The sequence below is a fragment of the Nitratireductor sp. genome, from assembly GCF_017794765.1.
In the GTDB taxonomy this organism is placed as follows: Bacteria; Pseudomonadota; Alphaproteobacteria; order Rhizobiales; family Rhizobiaceae; genus Nitratireductor.
Genome location: NZ_CP051236.1, coordinates 3,506,206 through 3,522,475 on the forward strand (window position 1 = coordinate 3,506,206; position 16,270 = coordinate 3,522,475).

Below are 16,270 nucleotides of genomic sequence, written 5' to 3' on the forward strand. Positions count from 1 at the left end.
GAAATGCCAGAAATACCAACACCAGACAAGACGGAAATGCAAATTTTTTGCGCAAAAAGCGAAAGAAAATTCCCAAGCTGCAAGTATTATCGAAATTATCCATCATCGCCGCAGATCATCCTGCAAAGCAACCGAATGACCGCAACATCTAATCTTCGGGACTTGATAGAAGGGTACGAAGCGCGCAATGTCGCGCCGCCACTGCTTATTTTAAGGTCAAAAGAGAGATCGACTGCATGAATTTCGCCTCCGACAACTGGGCCGGCGCCCATCCGCAAATCGCCGAAGCGCTCACAAACAATGCAGGCGGCTACACATCGGCCTACGGGACAGGCGATCTGGACAGACAGGTGGAGCGAGCCTTCTGCGACGTCTTCGAACGTGACGTGGCGGTCTTCTTCGTCGGTACCGGCACGGCTGCCAACAGCCTGTCGCTCGCCTGGGCTGCCAGGCCGGGCGGGGTTGCCTTTTGTCATACGGAAGCCCACGCCATCGAAGATGAGGGAGGGGCGCCGGAATACCTGACCGGCGGCGCCCGACTGAAGGGGGTTGCCGGGCAGTTGGGGCGCATGGATCCGAACGCGCTCGATGCGGCAATCCGCGAACACCCGGCTGAATTCGTGCATGCGGGTCAACCCATGGCCACCTCTATTACCCAGGCCACCGAAATAGGCACGCTCTACTCTCTCGATGACATCGAGAAGATCGCCGGCATCTGCCGCGAGGCCGGTATTCCGCTGCATCTGGATGGAGCGCGCTTTGCCAACGCATTGGTGGCGCTCGAAACCACCCCGGCCGAAATGACGTGGAAACGCGGCGTCGACATTGTTTCCTTTGGCGGCACCAAGAATGGCTGCTGGTGCGCCGAGGCCATTGTGGTGCTCGACCCTTCGAAGGTGGGGCAGATGCATTTTCTGCGCAAGCGGGCCGCGCAGCTATTCTCCAAGTCGAGATTCATCGCCGCGCAGTTCGATGCCTACTTCAGAGACGGGTTGTGGCTCAAAACGGCCCGCCACGCCAACGCCATGGCCGGGGAACTGGCCTCCGCATTGTCAACTGCGAAAGGTACGCGCCTTGCCTGGCAACCTCAGGCGAACGAGGTGTTTGCACTCATGTCCGCCGAAAAGGCGAAGACCCTTCAGGCTGCCGGCGCACGATTCTATCCCTGGAAACCGCCATTGTCCTTCGCCGCCGAGATCAGGGAGGGGGAAATACTCCATCGCTTCGTGACCAGCTTCGCGACCGAGCCCTCTGAAATCAGGCAGTTTGCAGAGCTTCTTCAAGGCTGAGCGTCACGCGCGCGTCCCCGCCGATAAACACGCTTTCACGCCCATGTGATGGTGGATCGCGCGCGCTTGATTTCCAAGTGAACGTTCCCTCTGGAAGAACGGGTCCTGCCGGAGCCGAATTCCGGCTTCGTCACGACCTCGAGAGGAGAACGTTTCATGTCCACGAAAACCGCACTCACCGCTGCCTATATCGCCGGAACAGTCGCAGCCGCCCTGTCTGCAGGCACCCTTGCCACGACCACGGCTGCACAGGCTCAGGAAAAAGAGAAATGCTACGGCGTTTCCATGGCAGGCAAGAATGACTGCGCAGCCGGCCCCGGCACCACCTGCGCCGGCACATCGAAGGTCGACTATCAGGGCAACGCCTGGACTTATGTAGATTCCGGAACCTGCACCACGATGGAGCTTCCCGGCGACCGCATGGGTTCGCTTGAGCCGCTCGATCGCGATCTGCCGTCCTGATCGGCCTGACAGCATCCTGAACCAGAAATGCCGGGAGGCGCCCGATGCTACGCGAAGTCAAACTTCCATCCGCAAACGACAGTCGCTTCCCGGCACTCGACCCCGCCGGCAGAGCCGGAGCCAGCTTCAAACCACAGCATTTTGAGGAAATCTCCGCAGAGCCCACTTCCGTGGGCTTTGTCGAAGTCCATGCAGAAAACTATATGGGCGCGGGCGGACCGCCTCACGCCGCACTGACTGAAATCCGCAACGTGCTGCCCGTCTCCCTGCACGGTGTCTGCATGTCCATCGGCGGTCTGGACCCGCTCGATCCTGATCATCTGTCCCGCTTCGCCAGGCTCGTCGAACGCTATGAGCCCTTCAAGGTGTCCGAACATCTCGCATGGTCGACCCATGACGATGTATTTTTCAACGACCTCCTGCCCCTTCCCTATACTGACGAGACGCTGGCGCGTGTGTGCGAGCATATCAACCAGGTACAGGAAGCCATCGGCAGACCGTTGCTGCTTGAAAACCCGTCGACCTATGTCCTCTTCTCCGAATCCAGCTGGAACGAGACCGATTTCCTGCGTGAAATCGTCAAACGTACGGGCTGCGGTCTGTTGCTCGACATCAACAACGTCTTCGTTTCCGCAACCAATCACGGTTTCAGCGCCACCGAATATCTGGCCGACTTTCCACTCGCACATGTCGGCGAAATTCATCTCGCCGGCCATGACGAGCAGGAAGATGACGAGGGCGCGCCGCTTCTGATCGACAGCCATGACCGACCGGTCGCCGATCCCGTTTGGAGCCTTTACGAGATGGTGATCGAACAATGTGGACCGGTCGATACACTTGTCGAGTGGGATTCTGATGTGCCCGACTGGCCGATCCTGCGCTCGGAAGCCATTGCTGCCGAGCGCATTCTCGACCGCCATCGCGGACGCCAGCAGAGCGTGAAACGCCATGCGCTACACTCCTGACATGCCCGCCGAAGGCAATCCTGCAGGATATGACGGCGCGTTTGGTTCCGTGCTGCTCGACCCCGAACGCGCCACGCCCGAGGGTTTGACCGGCCCGCGCGGCAAGTCCGCAAACAAGCGCTTCAACGTCTACCGCAACAATGTCACGCACAGCCTCGTCACGGCTCTGACCGAGATCTTCCCCACGGTGGCGCAGATCCTCGGGGAGGACAACTTTCGCATGATCGCGCGAGACTTCGTGCGGGCACACCCGCCGCGCTCGCGGCTCGTCTTTGAGTATGGTCAAGATTTTGCTCGTTTCCTCGCCGGCTGCGCCCCGATCAGCCATCTGAAATACCTGCCTGACGTCGCCCGGCTCGAACGTGCCTGGCTGGACGCCTATCATGCGACCGACCATGCACCGCTTGCCGCAGATGATCTGAGTGCGCTACCGCCGGAGGCTCTGGCAACAGCAGTCTTCACGCCACATCCTGCTGCAAAGTTCATTTCGTCCGCCTACGCGATCCACACGATCTTTACCGCCCATCGGGAAGGGCCGATGCCCGAACGCATCAATGCCGGTGTCGCACAGGCAGTCCTTGTGACGCGACCGGCTCTCACGGTGCAGGTGCGCAAAATCGACCACGGTCAGTTTCTTTTTATTGAGGCACTCAGCCGTGGAGCCCCACTGCAGCAGGCCGCGGGCCTCTCGCTTGCGGCGGTGCCGGAATTCGACCTTCAGGCTGCAATTGCCTTGACCATTGAAAGCGGCGCTTTTGCAGGTTGCCGTTCAAGCAGTGATATTGACGAAAAGGATTAAGGCCCGTGTTTCAGACAATCGAGGCGCTGCATGCGCGTGTATTCTCGACCGTGGAGCGCTTGCTTGACGGATGGTTCCTGGGCCTTACAGCCCGCTTCTCCTTCTTCGCCGTTCTCTATTTCTACTTCCTGAACTCGGCACGTACGAAAGTCGGAGACGGCTTTTTCGGATTCTTTCACGTCGCTGACGGCGCCTATTACCAGATCGCGCTGCCGGCAGTGGAAGCGGCGGGCGGCAACGTCTCCGCCGTATCGTTCATCCCATGGGGGATGATTGTCTGGCTGGGGACATATTCTGAGTTCGTGTTGCCATTGCTGATCGTGTTCGGATTGTTCACCCGCATCGCAGCGCTCGGCATGATCGGTTTCGTGCTCGTGCAGTCCTATGTCGACATCGCCGTTCACAAGGTCGGCTCCCAGACGGCAGGCGCCTGGTTCGATCGCTTTTCGGACGGGCTGATCTGGGACCAGCGCACGCTCTGGGTTTTCCTGCTTCTCTATCTGGTGGTCAAAGGTGCGGGGCTGATCTCACTCGACGCCCTTCTTTCGCGCCGCCGCGCGATTCCAAACACCTGAACCAGAAGCGGCGCCACAAGGGCGCCGCCGTCAGGTCTTTAAGGCACTTATTCGCCTTAGTGGGCCTTGGCCTCGATCTCCTTCGCATCCTTCACCGAAGCAATGGGGATGCGGCGCGGCTTCATCTCCTCGGGGATGTTGCGCGTGAGCTCGATGTGAAGCAGGCCGTTCTCCAGACTGGCGCCCGCCACCTCGACATGGTCGGCAAGCTGGAAGCGGCGCTCGAAGCTGCGCGAGGCAATGCCGCGATAAAGCAGCTCACCCTCATCCTTCTGTTCCGTGCTCTTCTCGCCCTTGACGGTGAGCACATTGCGGTGAGCCTCGATGGAAATGTCCTCCTCGCCGAACCCGGCGACCGCCATCGAGATGCGGTAGGCGTCCTCACCCGTGCGCTCGATATTGTAGGGCGGATAGGTCTGGCCGTTATCCGGCTGCCCGAGCGTATCGAGCATCGAGAAAAGCCGGTCGAACCCGACGGTGGAACGATAGAGAGGCGAAAAATCAACGTGACGCATCGTTTGTTCTCCTGTTGAGCAACATTGCGTTATGGCCGTTTTCCGAAACCCGCTTATGGGCGTTTCTGAGTGGCCAGCGGCCCCGTCCTGGCGGCCGCAGAAATTATATGGGGACATCAAAAATACGGTTCAAGAGCGCGCGCCTCGCACATGAACAGCCGATGAACAGCCCACTCGGGAATCGTTCAGCTTGATCACGGTAGGGTTGGCGAACCTGATGGATGGCCTTGCGCTGCCATCAGGCAAGCACCGGATGTAACGTCCCTTCCACCGGTGCGGAACGCCGGAAGCGGCATGACGTCGCTTCCGGCATTCGTTTCCCCAAACCTTTCCGTTTCTTGCGTTTCAGGCGACCGGGCTCTATCAATCCATAGGAATATCATCTTCTGACGACCCTCATCTCCGCTCTTGAGGCCAATGTTTCTGCATGGATGACCTGCTTATCGTGGTTCCGGAAAATCCCGCACCAGAGGGGATCAGGGCAGGTCTGTTGCGGACAAGCGACGGGATCTCAATCCGGTACGCACGCGTTCCGGGCCGGGGCGAGGCGAAACACGGCACTGTGGTGGTGCTTCCCGGTCGCAACGAATACATCGAGAAATACTTCGAGACGGCCGACGATCTCGCGCAGCGCGGCTATGGGACGGCAATCCTCGACTGGCGTGGGCAGGGTGGCTCCGAAAGGCTTCTGGCGAATGCCAATCGCGGCTATGTGGAGAGCTTTGACGACTATGTCCGCGACCTGGACGCGCTGTTTGAGCAGGTTGTTCTGCCCGACTGCCGGGGCCCCTATTACATCCTCGCGCACTCGACCGGTGTGCTGGTTGCCCTTCTCGCCTCCCCCAGCCTTACCAACCGCGTGCGCCGCATGGTGCTCTGTGCGCCCTTGCTCGGCCTTGCGGCATCACCGTCAACAACGGTTTGGGTCAGGCGCCTCGCCCGGTTTCTCTATGCGATCGGGCTTGGAAAAATGTACATGCCGGGCCGTCGAAACCGGCTCAAGACCCCGGATTTTTCACCGGCAGCGTTAAGTTCCGACCCGGCGCGTTTCAACCGCAACCGCGCGACTGTGACAGCCTGGCCTGGGCTTGCCATCAATGGCCCGACAGTGGCCTGGACGCGGGCGATGTTCCGCGCCGTGGAACAGGTAACGGAGCCGGAGTTCATGGCACGGCTGCACATCCCCTCGCTGACACTGGCAGCAGGGGGCGACCGGGTCGTTTCCAACAGGGCGATTGAGGCCTATGTACGCCATCTGCGCAGCGGTTCCCTGTTGACGATCGACGGAGCGCGGCACGAATTGCTTCAGGAAGCCGATCGCTATCGCGAACAGGCGCTTGCAGCTTTCTTTGCTTTCCTGGAAGGCACGGGCGACATCGACTACTGAACAGGATCAGCGCAGCAGCGCCATCGCTTTTTCGTGGAGCTCGCGGGTCGCCGCAGCAATGATATCGCCACCGCTTTCAGGTCTGCCGCCAGCCCAGCTCGTGATTMCCCCMCCCGCCTGCTCGATGATCGGAACCAGCGCGACGATGTCGTAAGGCTGCAGTCCAGACTCGATGACGAGATCGACCTGCCCGGCCGCCAGCATGGCATAGGCATAGCAGTCCGTCCCATAGCGGGGGAGGCAGACCGCCTCTTCCACCCTGTCGTAAGCCGGGCGACGCAGGGCATCGAAGAGCGCAGGCGTGGTGGTGCACAGCGTGGCATCGGAAAGCTCGGACGTGTCGCGGGTCTTCAGTCTGCGCGCACCGCCGGGGCCCTCATAGTGGCTGCCCTCACCGACCGCATAGAACAGCTCACCCGTGAACGGCTGGGACATCATGCCCGCGACCGCACGGCCTGATACGGTGAGCCCCACCAGTGTCCCCCACAGCGGCAGGCCCGAGATGAAGGCACGTGTGCCGTCAATCGGATCGATGATCCAGCGGTGATCGCTCGCCTCGCGCTCAAGGCCAAACTCCTCGCCCAGTATGCCATGATCGGGGTAGGCCTCGCAGATCAGCGCGCGAATCGCTTTCTCGGCCTCGCGATCAGCCTCCGTAACCGGATCGAAGCCGCCATCCACCTTGTTGTCGATCAGCACCGGCTGGCGGAACCGCGGCAGGGTTTGTTCTGCGGCAGCTTGGGCAATGCGGCGCATCAGGGCCGGCGACACGGTCATGGAAAACTCCTGGATACTGGATTTTCTGGCGGGCGAATGGCCGGAGGCCGATCTTCGCTGTGAATGCGGCCGTTTGCAACGGTTCACGTACGGTTAACGCTTGACAATGCTGCAATGCAACATAAACTTCCAATCAGGCAGTTTATCTGCCGAATGCCCTTTTTGGGCGTTTCCTCCCTAGACTTTAGGCCGCGTCGCCAATGCGATGCGGTCTTTTTTTTTGCATCTGCTTCCGGAAATCGACACCGGCATATGCTGCACTGCCGCAAAATTGCGGATCATTCGGCAGCCAGGGGAAAAGTGCTGAAGTGCCGGCCGGCGGTCAGCATCAGCTCACGGGCGAAATCTGATAAATCCTCCATAAGTGCGTGAAAGCCAGCCGTCTTTTCCAGCGTGCGCTCATCCATATAGAGGCTTCGATTGATCTCGATCTGCAGGGCGTGAAGACCCTGTGCGGGACGCCCGTAATGCTCTGTGATGAAGCCGCCCGCATAGGGTTTGTTGTGCACCACGCAGTAGCCGCGCGCCGTCAACAACCCGATCACCCATTCCGTAAGGACCGGTGCCGCAGACACCCCGAAGCGATCTCCGATGATGAAATCAGGCCTCAGTCCACCGTCGCCGGTACGCACGCCCGCCGGCATGGAATGGCAATCGATGAGAATCCCATGTCCGAACGCGCAATGCGTGTCGATGAGAAGGCGTTTGAGGCATTCATGATAAGGCTGGTAGATCGATTCTATCCGTGAAACCGCCTCAGCCAGCGGCAACCGCCCCTGATATATGTCGAGGCCCTCTCCCACCAGCTTGGGCACTGTACCAAGCCCGCCCGCCACTCGTGGCGAACGGATATTGGCGTAGGGCGGCACCGGCTCGCAAAACATGCGCGGATCGAGCTCCCAGGGCTCACGATTCACATCGAGATACGCACGTGGGAAATTGGCTTTGAGGAAAGGGGCGCCACAGGCGACGACGCCGGAAAACAGTTCATCAACATAACAGTCTTCCGACCGCCGGATCACCCTGGCATCGAGCTTGCTCATCTCGAGAAAACGTTGCGGATAATGGCGCCCACTGTGTGGCGAATTGAAAACGAAGGGCACCTCTTGCGACGCTGGAGCATGCACCTCAAACGCGGGCACCGTGCCGAAATCCGCTGCAGCATTCATCCGTGTTTTGCGCCTCCGCAACGCTGTATTCTTCCGAAGCCTGCCACCGGCGCCCCCGCCTGTCCAGCCGCTCCACAGACTGGCCCATAAGGATTCACTTGATATTTACCATGCGAGAATCATATAGCTGGTAACACATAAGCGGTTGGCGGGACGACCGCTCTCGCACGATTCGGACGGCACAATGGCACGGATTCTCCTGGCGGAAGACGATAACGATATGCGGCGCTTTCTCGTGAAGGCGCTCGAACGGGCGGGCTACGAAGTCGTAGACTTCGACAATGGCGCCGGCGCCTATGACAGGTTGCGCGAAGAGCCCTTTTCTCTCCTTTTGACGGACATCGTGATGCCGGAGATGGACGGCATCGAGCTGGCAAGGCGCGCGACGGAAATAGACCCTGACCTCAAGGTGATGTTCATCACGGGTTTTGCCGCTGTCGCGCTGAACCCGGATTCGAACGCTCCGCAGGATGCAAAAGTCCTGTCCAAACCCTTCCACCTGCGCGATCTCGTGAACGAGGTGGAGAAGCTTTTGCAGGCGGCCTGAGAGCCGTTTTGTTATGGGGAGGCGCGGCATCCGGGACGGGTGTCGGATTTGCCGTAAAATCCCCAAACTACCTATTGACGCCTGCCGCAATTTTATGATCTATGCGCGGCGTCGGATGGGCGTGTAGCTCAGCGGGAGAGCACTACGTTGACATCGTAGGGGTCACTGGTTCAATCCCAGTCACGCCCACCATCCACTTCCTCATTGAAATCAACAGCTTGTTTTCCGTGTACCGCACCTCTAGCGTAAGACCGCAGGGCCGGTGGCGGGCGGTGTTTTGCGTCCTGCCTTTGGCCGCACTGGTCCCGCCCCGTCCCCCCCCCCGGCAGGCGCGGCAAGAAGCGGGAGGACACCGTGGTGAGGCCGGTTCAGCGCTTCACAGTCCGAAAACGCTCTTCCAGATACGACACGAGACGCACCGCTGGCCAAAGCACAATCAGGTACATAACCGCGGCGGCGATCAGCGGTGTGGGGTTGGCCGTCAGCGCCTGGGCATCGGTTGCCTGTTTGAGAAGATCAGGCATGGCAACAACGGAAGCCAGCGATGTGTCCTTGGCGATTGCGACCGAATTGCTCGTATGCGGCGGAATCGCCACGCGAAACGCCTGCGGCAGGATGATTTTGTAGATGATTGCCCAGAACGGCATGCCAAGAGCCTTGGCAGCCTCGGTCTGTCCCTCGGGAATCGACTGTATGCCAGCGCGGAAAACCTCGGCCGTGAACGCAGAAAAGACCAGTCCGAGCGCCAGCGTCGCGGACGTGAAGGCGTTGAGGCGGATGCCGACAAAAGGCAACGCATAATAGATTAGCACGAGGACAACGAGGATCGGCAGCGCACGAAACACATCCACGTGCAACACGGCAAGGAGACGCAATGGACGCGGCCCATAAAGTCTCGCCAGGCAGATGAGAACCCCCGCAAGCCCCCCAAGCGTGATCGTTGTCAGGGCGAGAAGGATCGTATTTCCAACTCCCTTCAGGAGCATCGGAAAGATTCGGAAAAAAACCTCGGCATTCAGAAACGTATCGACGAAACCCGGCATTCTTTTAATCCTCCCGCAGCTCACCCCGCATTCCCACGGGCGGCCGATTGATCCTGATAGACCGGGGATGGGTCGGGCAACCCTTCCCCGGTTCGTATCCTCAACTGTCTTCACGCGCGGGCCGGAGCATCCCCCGCAGATTGTTCCGCTGCCGATTGATAGACCGCCAGCGTGAACTGGACGTGCTCACGCAGCAGGCCAGCCGCGTGCTCCGCATCACGTGCAAGCACGGCCTCCATCAACCGGGTGTGATTGGAAATGGACAGCGCCTCCTCCAGCAACGCCTGGGTCGCCCCGTCATGTTCATAAGAATTCCCCTCGTCATCTTCCGGCAGAAACAGAAGTGCCTGATGATGCCGCCTCAGCTGCTCGGAAATCTGCCGCTGAAAGGATTTTAACCAGCCCGACCTGGCAGCCGAGAGAAGTGCTCGATGAAACGCGTCATGCGCATCCATCCATGCCGCGAATGTCCTGGAGCGCTCGCGGCAAAGGGCGGCCGAAGCGCGCGACAACTGGTGATGGCACGCCACGATGGCGCTTTCCCAATCCAGATCGCCATGGGCTATGGAGTCCTTGAGAAGTGCTGTCTCCACCACCGCGCGCGCCTGCTCAAGATCCTCCAGCTCCGCGACGGAAACGGACGCAACACGATAACCGCGATTGGGGCTGAGAACAGCAAGACCGGCCTCTTCAAGACGTGGTAGCGCTTCCCGCAGGGGCGTGTATCCGATCCCGTAGCGCTTCGACAGCGCCATCAGGCGCAACGGTTCCCCAGGCGCCAGGACTCCATCCACAATGTCCCGCTTGAGGGCGGCAAGCGCGTCTTCAGGCTCCTGCAGGTCACGCTTCGGCATTGTCTCGGCCTCAGATTTCATATAATCAATCATATTATATATAATCTGCCGGGCCAACAGGATTTTGATCAAATGAGCACAGCCGAACAAAATCAGGATAATCAGATGATGGCAAGTGCCCGGGAGAGCGACCGCAGGGACCCGTTGAAAAACCATCGCACCCGATTCACTGTTCCAGACGGCGTCATCTATCTCGACGGCAACAGCCTTGGCGTTTTGCCGGCCGGTCTCGGTCATCGCATGAGCGAGGTTATCGAACATCAGTGGGGCGAACGTCTGGTTCGCGGTTGGAACGACGCAGGCTGGATCGACCTCCCTTCTCGGGTGGCAGGGAAGATTGCCTCCCTAGTCGGTACAAGCGCAAACTGCGTTGCAGTTGGCGATTCCACATCGATCAACGTCTTCAAGGTGCTTTCTGCCGCCCTCTCCCTGCGCCCCTCCCGGCGCGTCATTCTCTCCGACAGAAACAATTTTCCCACCGATCTCTACGTTGCCGATGGCCTCACGCGTCTACTCAGGCAGGGCTACGAGTTGAAGCTCGCCACGGCAGAGACGATGATTGACACGCTGGACGAAAGCGTTGCTGCGGTGCTTCTGACGGAAGTCGACTATCGAACCGGCGAGCGCTACGACATGGCGGCCATGACCCGGCACATTCATGAAAAGGGCGCGATGGCGATCTGGGATCTGTGCCACAGCGCCGGCGCCTTCCCGGTTCATCTTGATGCCGCAGGGGCAGATTTTGCTGTTGGCTGCGGCTATAAATATCTGAATGGGGGCCCCGGCGCACCCGCCTTTCTTTATGTCGCGGAACGGCATCTGACGAGCGTCACCCCGGCACTGTCGGGATGGATGGGGCATAACGCCCCGTTTGCCTTCACAACGGATTATACGCCGGCTGAGGGAATTGACCGCATGAAGGTGGGCACGCCGCCGATCCTCTCCCTCTCCGCGCTCAACATTGCACTCGATGCGTTCGAAGGTGTCGACATGACACTGGTACGCCAGAAATCGCAGGAACTGTGCGACCGGTTTATTTTCGAGGTCGAACGCCGCTGCCCTGAACTGGAACTGGTGACCCCGCGCGAACGCGCCATGCGCGGCAGCCAGGTGTCTTTCAGACACCCTGAAGGCTATGCGATCATGCAGGCGCTGATCGCCAATGGCGTTATCGGCGACTTTCGGGCTCCCGATATTCTGCGCTTCGGCATGACGCCGCTCTATCTGCGGCACACCGACATTCTGGCCGCAGCAGAAACCCTTGAACGCGTGATGCATGAAAGGCTGTGGGACCGTGAAGAATATCGCAGCCGCGCCAAGGTAACCTGACGGCCTCCAGCCACTCCGTTTCGACCTCGACCCGGGAAGCAACACCGCCTGCTTCCCGTAGCCTTACGATAATTTAATACTAGAACAGATGAAAAGCCGCCCGGAAGCTGGCATAAAGAGCGTGGCTCGAAGCGACCGGTATACCGGCTGATCAGTGCCGCCTCCATTGCCAAAACCGAATTGCCGGAGCGTGCATGTCTTTCTGGAAACAGGCAGTTGCCTGCCTCATCATTCTTATCGTCGCAGCATTCGTCTGGTTTCTGTACTACCCCGGCGCACAGGATGTTCTGGCCCGCACGGGGCTTGTCTCACCTGACGCGGGCTCCCCGCAGACAAGCGCGGAGCGCGGCCCGCAACGAGGAGGACGTGGCGGAGGCGGCGCGCCGGGACCGGTGGTGACTGCACCGATCACCCACGCAACGATCAACGACAGGCTCACCGCGATCGGTACGGGTCGGGCGCGCCGCTCGGTCGTCGTCAACCCGCTGACGGCAGGCACGCTGGTCGAGATCGCGGTCTCTTCGGGGGCGGAGGTGAAGGCCGGCGACCTGATCGCCAAACTCGATTCAGATGCCGAGGAAATCGCACTCGACCGCGCCGTCATCGCACTGGACGACGCCCAGGCGACGCTCGAACGCATCAAGGCGCTACGCACATCCAACACGGTGAGCGTGGTGCAGCAGAACGAAGCCGAGCTTGCGCTGCGCAATGCGGAGCTGGCCAAGCGTGAAGCGGAGCTCGCACTCGAACGCCGTTCCATCACTGCGCCCATCGACGGCACGGTGGGCATTCTCCCGATATCCGCAGGCAGCTATGTGACAAGCAGCACGGAAATCGCCAGCATAGACGACCGGTCGCAGATCCTGGTGGATTTCTGGATCCCCGAGCGCTACGCGGGACTGGTCGATATCGGGTCGCCACTGACAGCCATTTCGGTCGCCCGCGCATCCTCGGTTCATGAAGGCGAGATAAGCGCGATCGACAATCGGATCGACCCGGAAAGTCGCACGCTGCGCATCGAGGGACGCATCGACAACCCCGACGACCGGCTGCGTGCCGGCATGGCCTTCACCATCTCCATGCGTTTTCCGGGCGAAACCTATCCGGCCATCGACCCACTCGCCATTCAGTGGAGCTCTGACGGGCCGTTCGTGTGGGCGGTGGAAGACGGCATGGCCCGCCAGAAGCCGGTGCGCATCGTGCAGCGCAATGCTGACAGTGTGCTTGTCGACGCCGAGTTTGGCGAGAACGCCCTCGTTGTCACCCAGGGCATTCACAATGTGCGCGAGGGTTCTCCCGTTGAAACGGCCGGAAATCCGGCCAGTGTCGGCGCCAGACAGGCTAATGCGGGAGGATCCGCGTCGTGAAGGAAACGCTTCAGAACGCCCAGACCGGCATTACCGCCCTTTTTGTCCGGCGTCCGGTCCTTGCCTTTGTGTTCAATACGCTGATTGCCGTGGCGGGTCTTGCAGCCCTCTTCGGCATCGAGGTTCGTGAACTGCCCGACGTCGATCGGCCGGTCATCACCGTCTCCACTGATTTCTCCGGCGCCGCCGCCGAAACGATGGACCGCGAAGTGACGGCCATGATCGAAGGCGCTGCGGCACGTGTTTCCGGCGTGGTGGCGATATCTTCCGATTCCTCCTATGGCCGCAGCCGGGTGACGGTGGAGTTCAGCGACAACGTCAACCTGGACACGGCCGCTTCCGATCTGCGCGATGCGGTGAGCCGCATCCAGAACAGTCTTCCCGACGATGCTGACGCGCCGCGCATCATCAAATCCGACAATGACGCCCAGGCGGTCATGCGGATTGCGCTGACCTCCGCAAGCATGCCGGTACAACAACTCACCACCCTCGTGGAGGATGAAGTCGTCGATGCGTTTTCGGCGGTGCCCGGGGTCGCCGATGTTCAGGTCTATGGCGACCGGACGGAAATCTTCCGTATCGACATCGACCAGACGAAGCTCTCCAGCATGGGGCTTACGGTGGCCGATGTTTCAAAGGCGCTTGCAACCGTCGCATTCGACACTCCGGCAGGCTCCCTGAGTAACACGACGCAGGACCTGACGGTGCGCGCCACAGCTGCCATCTCTACGCCGCAGGAGTTCGAGGCGATCTATCTGAAGGACAATGTCCGTCTGGGAGAGGTGGCGACCGTCACCCTTGGAGGCGATCTGGGGGAAAGCCAGTTGCGCGCCAACGGTCGCACCGGCATCGGGCTGGGCATCGTCCGCCAGGCCCAATCGAACACGCTCGAGATCTCCACCGGCGTCCGCAAGGCGGTGGAAGAAGTGCGCGCAATCCTGCCCGAAGGGGTCGACATCGAGGTAACCAGCGACGATGCGACCTTCATCAACGGTGCCATCCACGAGGTTGAGATCGCGCTGTTGATCTCCGTGACGGTGGTGCTTCTGGTCATCTTCATCTTTCTGCGCGACGTTCGCGCGACGATCATACCGGGGCTCGCCATCCCGGTGGCGCTGATCGGCACACTGGCGACCATTTACCTGACCGGCTTTTCAATCAACATCCTGACCCTTCTCGCTCTGGTTCTGGCGACAGGTCTTGTGGTGGATGATGCCATCGTGGTTCTGGAGAATATCGTGCGCCGGCGCAATGAAGGCATGGGCGCGCGCGCTGCCGCCGTGCTCGGCACGCAGGAGGTCTTCTTCGCGGTTCTGGCAACAACGGCCACGCTCATCGCGGTCTTCGTTCCCATTTCCTTCCTGCCCGGGCAGGCAGGCGGACTTTTCAAGGAATTCGGCTTTGTTCTCGCGATGGCTGTGTTCCTTTCCTCCATCGTGGCGCTGTCGCTATGTCCTATGCTCGCCTCCCGCATGCTGGCCTCCCACCCCGAAGGGGAAGCGGAGCAAGGCGGTGGTTCAAGTACCGGTCGGGCCCTTTCCACCCTCTATCGGCGCTGCCTGTATGCCTGCCTCAACGCACCGGCAGTGGTGGTGGTGATTTCGGTTCTTTTCGCTGCCGCTTCCTATGGTGCCTTCGGTTTCATCAAATCCGAGATCACGCCAAGCGAGGATCGCTCGATCGCCTTCATGCGCGTTTCGGCACCGCAGGGCGTGAGCCTCGATTACTTCGCCGAACGGATGCGCCGGATCGAAGCGCTGATAGAGCCCCTGCGCGACAGCGGCGAAGTGGTCAGCACCTTTTCCATCGCCGGGCGTGGCTCCTCCAACAGCGGCTTTCTCGTATTGCGGCTGGCCGACTGGGAAAATCGCGAGCGCAGCCAGCAGGAGATCGTTGCCGACATCTCTGCCCGTGTGCGCAATGAGCCGGGTGTCCGCGCTTTTGTCTTCCAGCCCAACAGCCTTGGCATCCGCGGCGCAGGAAACGGGCTGAGTTTCGCGATTGCCGGCAACAATTACGCCAGGCTGACGGAAGCCGCGGAGAAGATCGTCGCAGCCATGGACGAGGATCCGAGTTTCCGCCAGGCCCGGCTCTCCGATGACACGACACAACCCCAGCTTTCGATCGCCATCGATCGCGACCGCGCGTTCGATCTTGGGATCGATATTGACGGTCTTGGCAACACCATCCAGGCGATGCTCGATGGCCGCAAGATCGGCTCGGTCTTCATCGACGACCGCAGCGTGGACGTGAAACTGGTCTCGACCACCAATCCAGTGAATGATCCGACCGATCTGGAAAACATCTACATCAAGGCCGGCGACGGCCGTTTCGTGCCCTTGTCTGTCATCGCAACGCTCAAGGAGCAGGCCGTCCCGCCATCCCTGTCGCGCGAGGATCAACTGCGCTCGGTCGGCGTAAACGCAGCACTAGGGCCCGATGTGGCCCTTGGCGAAGCCTATCAGCGGGCGCAGGCAATCGCCGCACCTTTCCTCGAACCCGGCATGCGGCTGGTGCCGCTCGGCGAAGCGGCCGCGCTCGGCGAGACCGCCAATTCGATGCTGATCATCTTCGGTTTTGCGCTGGTTATCATCCTTCTTGTGCTGGCCGCCCAGTTCGAAAGCTTCATCAGCGCGGTCATCATCATGGCAACGGTACCACTCGGGCTCGCCTGCGCTGTGTTCGCCATGCTGCTGACAGGCACCAGCCTCAATGTCTACAGCCAGATCGGTCTCGTCCTTCTGGTGGGTATCATGGCCAAGAACGGCATTCTCATCGTCGAGTTTGCCAACCAGCTCCGTGATCGGGGGATGGGTGTCCGGGAAGCAATTGAAGAGGCATCGCTGATCCGTCTGCGTCCGGTCGCAATGACAATGATCTGCACCATTGTCGGCGGGGTTCCGCTGGTCCTTGCCAGCGGCGCGGGCGCAGAAGCCCGTGTCGCGCTTGGCTGGGTTATCGTGGGCGGCCTCGGCCTTTCCACGTTGTCCACCCTTTTCCTTACCCCGGTGGCTTATCTGTTGCTTGGGCGTTTCATCACCCCGAAGGTGGAAGAAGAAGAGAGGCTCGAGCGTGAGCTTCACCACGCATCGCGGATTGGTAGCAAGCTGTCCTGAACACTGGACCTGAAGCGGGTGACAATCGCAGCACAAAACTGTATCTGTGCGCGGCGCGCAGGGGCGAATGGTCCCG

At 60.4% G+C, this 16,270-nt stretch carries 15 protein-coding genes and 1 tRNA gene; 11 read left to right on the forward strand and 5 right to left on the reverse strand.

Translation table 11 applies throughout. The features are described from left to right. Nucleotides 1-236 precede the first annotated feature (236 nt). From HF949_RS16675 to HF949_RS16695, 5 genes are all read left to right on the forward strand, one after another. Nucleotides 237-1,289, forward strand: coding sequence for a threonine aldolase family protein (locus tag HF949_RS16675; protein ID WP_292897100.1), 1,053 nt, complete (start codon nucleotides 237-239; stop codon nucleotides 1,287-1,289). Between the two features lie 156 nt (nucleotides 1,290-1,445). Next, on the forward strand, nucleotides 1,446-1,751 hold the full coding sequence (locus HF949_RS16680; RefSeq protein WP_229448410.1) for a BufA1 family periplasmic bufferin-type metallophore: 306 nt from the start codon (nucleotides 1,446-1,448) through the stop codon (nucleotides 1,749-1,751). A 44-nt stretch (nucleotides 1,752-1,795) separates the two neighbouring features. Next, the gene (gene bufB, locus HF949_RS16685; protein WP_292897103.1) at nucleotides 1,796-2,716 is read left to right on the forward strand and encodes an MNIO family bufferin maturase; all 921 of its coding nucleotides are present in this window, start codon (nucleotides 1,796-1,798) and stop codon (nucleotides 2,714-2,716) included. After that, on the forward strand, nucleotides 2,700-3,515 hold the full coding sequence (locus HF949_RS16690; RefSeq protein WP_292897105.1) for an HvfC/BufC N-terminal domain-containing protein: 816 nt from the start codon (nucleotides 2,700-2,702) through the stop codon (nucleotides 3,513-3,515). Before bufB ends, HF949_RS16690 begins: the two co-directional genes overlap by 17 nt. A 5-nt stretch (nucleotides 3,516-3,520) precedes the next feature. Then, nucleotides 3,521-4,090 (forward strand): DoxX family protein, encoded by a 570-nt coding sequence (locus HF949_RS16695; protein WP_292897106.1) that lies wholly within the window; start codon nucleotides 3,521-3,523, stop codon nucleotides 4,088-4,090. Between the two features lie 56 nt (nucleotides 4,091-4,146). On the opposite strand, the gene HF949_RS16700 is transcribed toward HF949_RS16695, so the two are convergent. Continuing rightward, entirely contained in the window at nucleotides 4,147-4,605 is a 459-nt protein-coding gene (locus HF949_RS16700; protein WP_292897108.1) for an Hsp20 family protein, read from the reverse strand. A gap of 427 nt (nucleotides 4,606-5,032) precedes the next feature. On the opposite strand from HF949_RS16700, the gene HF949_RS16705 reads away from it, so the two are divergent. Continuing rightward, the gene (locus HF949_RS16705) at nucleotides 5,033-5,992 is read left to right on the forward strand and encodes an alpha/beta fold hydrolase (RefSeq protein WP_292897109.1); all 960 of its coding nucleotides are present in this window, start codon (nucleotides 5,033-5,035) and stop codon (nucleotides 5,990-5,992) included. 6 nt (nucleotides 5,993-5,998) lie between these two features. Here HF949_RS16705 and hisN read toward each other — a convergent pair whose 3' ends face one another. Both hisN and HF949_RS16715 read right to left on the reverse strand, forming a co-directional pair. Then, nucleotides 5,999-6,769: a histidinol-phosphatase gene (gene hisN, locus HF949_RS16710; RefSeq protein ID WP_292897110.1), complete on the reverse strand. Its 771-nt coding sequence runs from the start codon at nucleotides 6,767-6,769 to the stop codon at nucleotides 5,999-6,001. 278 nt (nucleotides 6,770-7,047) lie between these two features. Next, complete coding sequence (locus HF949_RS16715) at nucleotides 7,048-7,938, reverse strand: N-formylglutamate amidohydrolase (RefSeq protein ID WP_292897111.1); 891 nt, start codon at nucleotides 7,936-7,938, stop codon at nucleotides 7,048-7,050. 184 nt (nucleotides 7,939-8,122) lie between these two features. Between HF949_RS16715 and cpdR the strand changes: the two genes are divergently transcribed. Both cpdR and HF949_RS16725 read left to right on the forward strand, forming a co-directional pair. Then, nucleotides 8,123-8,485 (forward strand): cell cycle two-component system response regulator CpdR, encoded by a 363-nt coding sequence (cpdR, locus tag HF949_RS16720; protein WP_007008549.1) that lies wholly within the window; start codon nucleotides 8,123-8,125, stop codon nucleotides 8,483-8,485. A 117-nt stretch (nucleotides 8,486-8,602) separates the two neighbouring features. Beyond that, a tRNA-Val gene (locus tag HF949_RS16725) sits at nucleotides 8,603-8,677 on the forward strand. 176 nt (nucleotides 8,678-8,853) lie between these two features. On the opposite strand, the gene HF949_RS16730 is transcribed toward HF949_RS16725, so the two are convergent. Both HF949_RS16730 and HF949_RS16735 read right to left on the reverse strand, forming a co-directional pair. Next, on the reverse strand, nucleotides 8,854-9,528 hold the full coding sequence (locus HF949_RS16730; RefSeq protein ID WP_223021455.1) for an amino acid ABC transporter permease: 675 nt from the start codon (nucleotides 9,526-9,528) through the stop codon (nucleotides 8,854-8,856). Between the two features lie 110 nt (nucleotides 9,529-9,638). After that, nucleotides 9,639-10,403 (reverse strand): GntR family transcriptional regulator, encoded by a 765-nt coding sequence (locus HF949_RS16735; protein WP_292897112.1) that lies wholly within the window; start codon nucleotides 10,401-10,403, stop codon nucleotides 9,639-9,641. Between the two features lie 84 nt (nucleotides 10,404-10,487). On the opposite strand from HF949_RS16735, the gene kynU reads away from it, so the two are divergent. From kynU to HF949_RS16750, 3 genes are all read left to right on the forward strand, one after another. Further along, nucleotides 10,488-11,711 carry a kynureninase gene (kynU, locus tag HF949_RS16740; protein ID WP_292900275.1) on the forward strand — a complete coding sequence of 408 codons (1,224 nt, stop codon included), beginning with the start codon at nucleotides 10,488-10,490 and terminating at the stop codon, nucleotides 11,709-11,711. A gap of 194 nt (nucleotides 11,712-11,905) precedes the next feature. After that, nucleotides 11,906-13,078, forward strand: a complete 1,173-nt coding sequence (locus HF949_RS16745; RefSeq protein WP_292897113.1) for an efflux RND transporter periplasmic adaptor subunit — start codon at nucleotides 11,906-11,908, stop codon at nucleotides 13,076-13,078. Beyond that, nucleotides 13,075-16,194, forward strand: coding sequence for an efflux RND transporter permease subunit (locus HF949_RS16750; RefSeq protein WP_292897114.1), 3,120 nt, complete (start codon nucleotides 13,075-13,077; stop codon nucleotides 16,192-16,194). The genes HF949_RS16745 and HF949_RS16750 overlap by 4 nt, the downstream gene beginning before the upstream one ends. Nucleotides 16,195-16,270 lie beyond the last annotated feature (76 nt).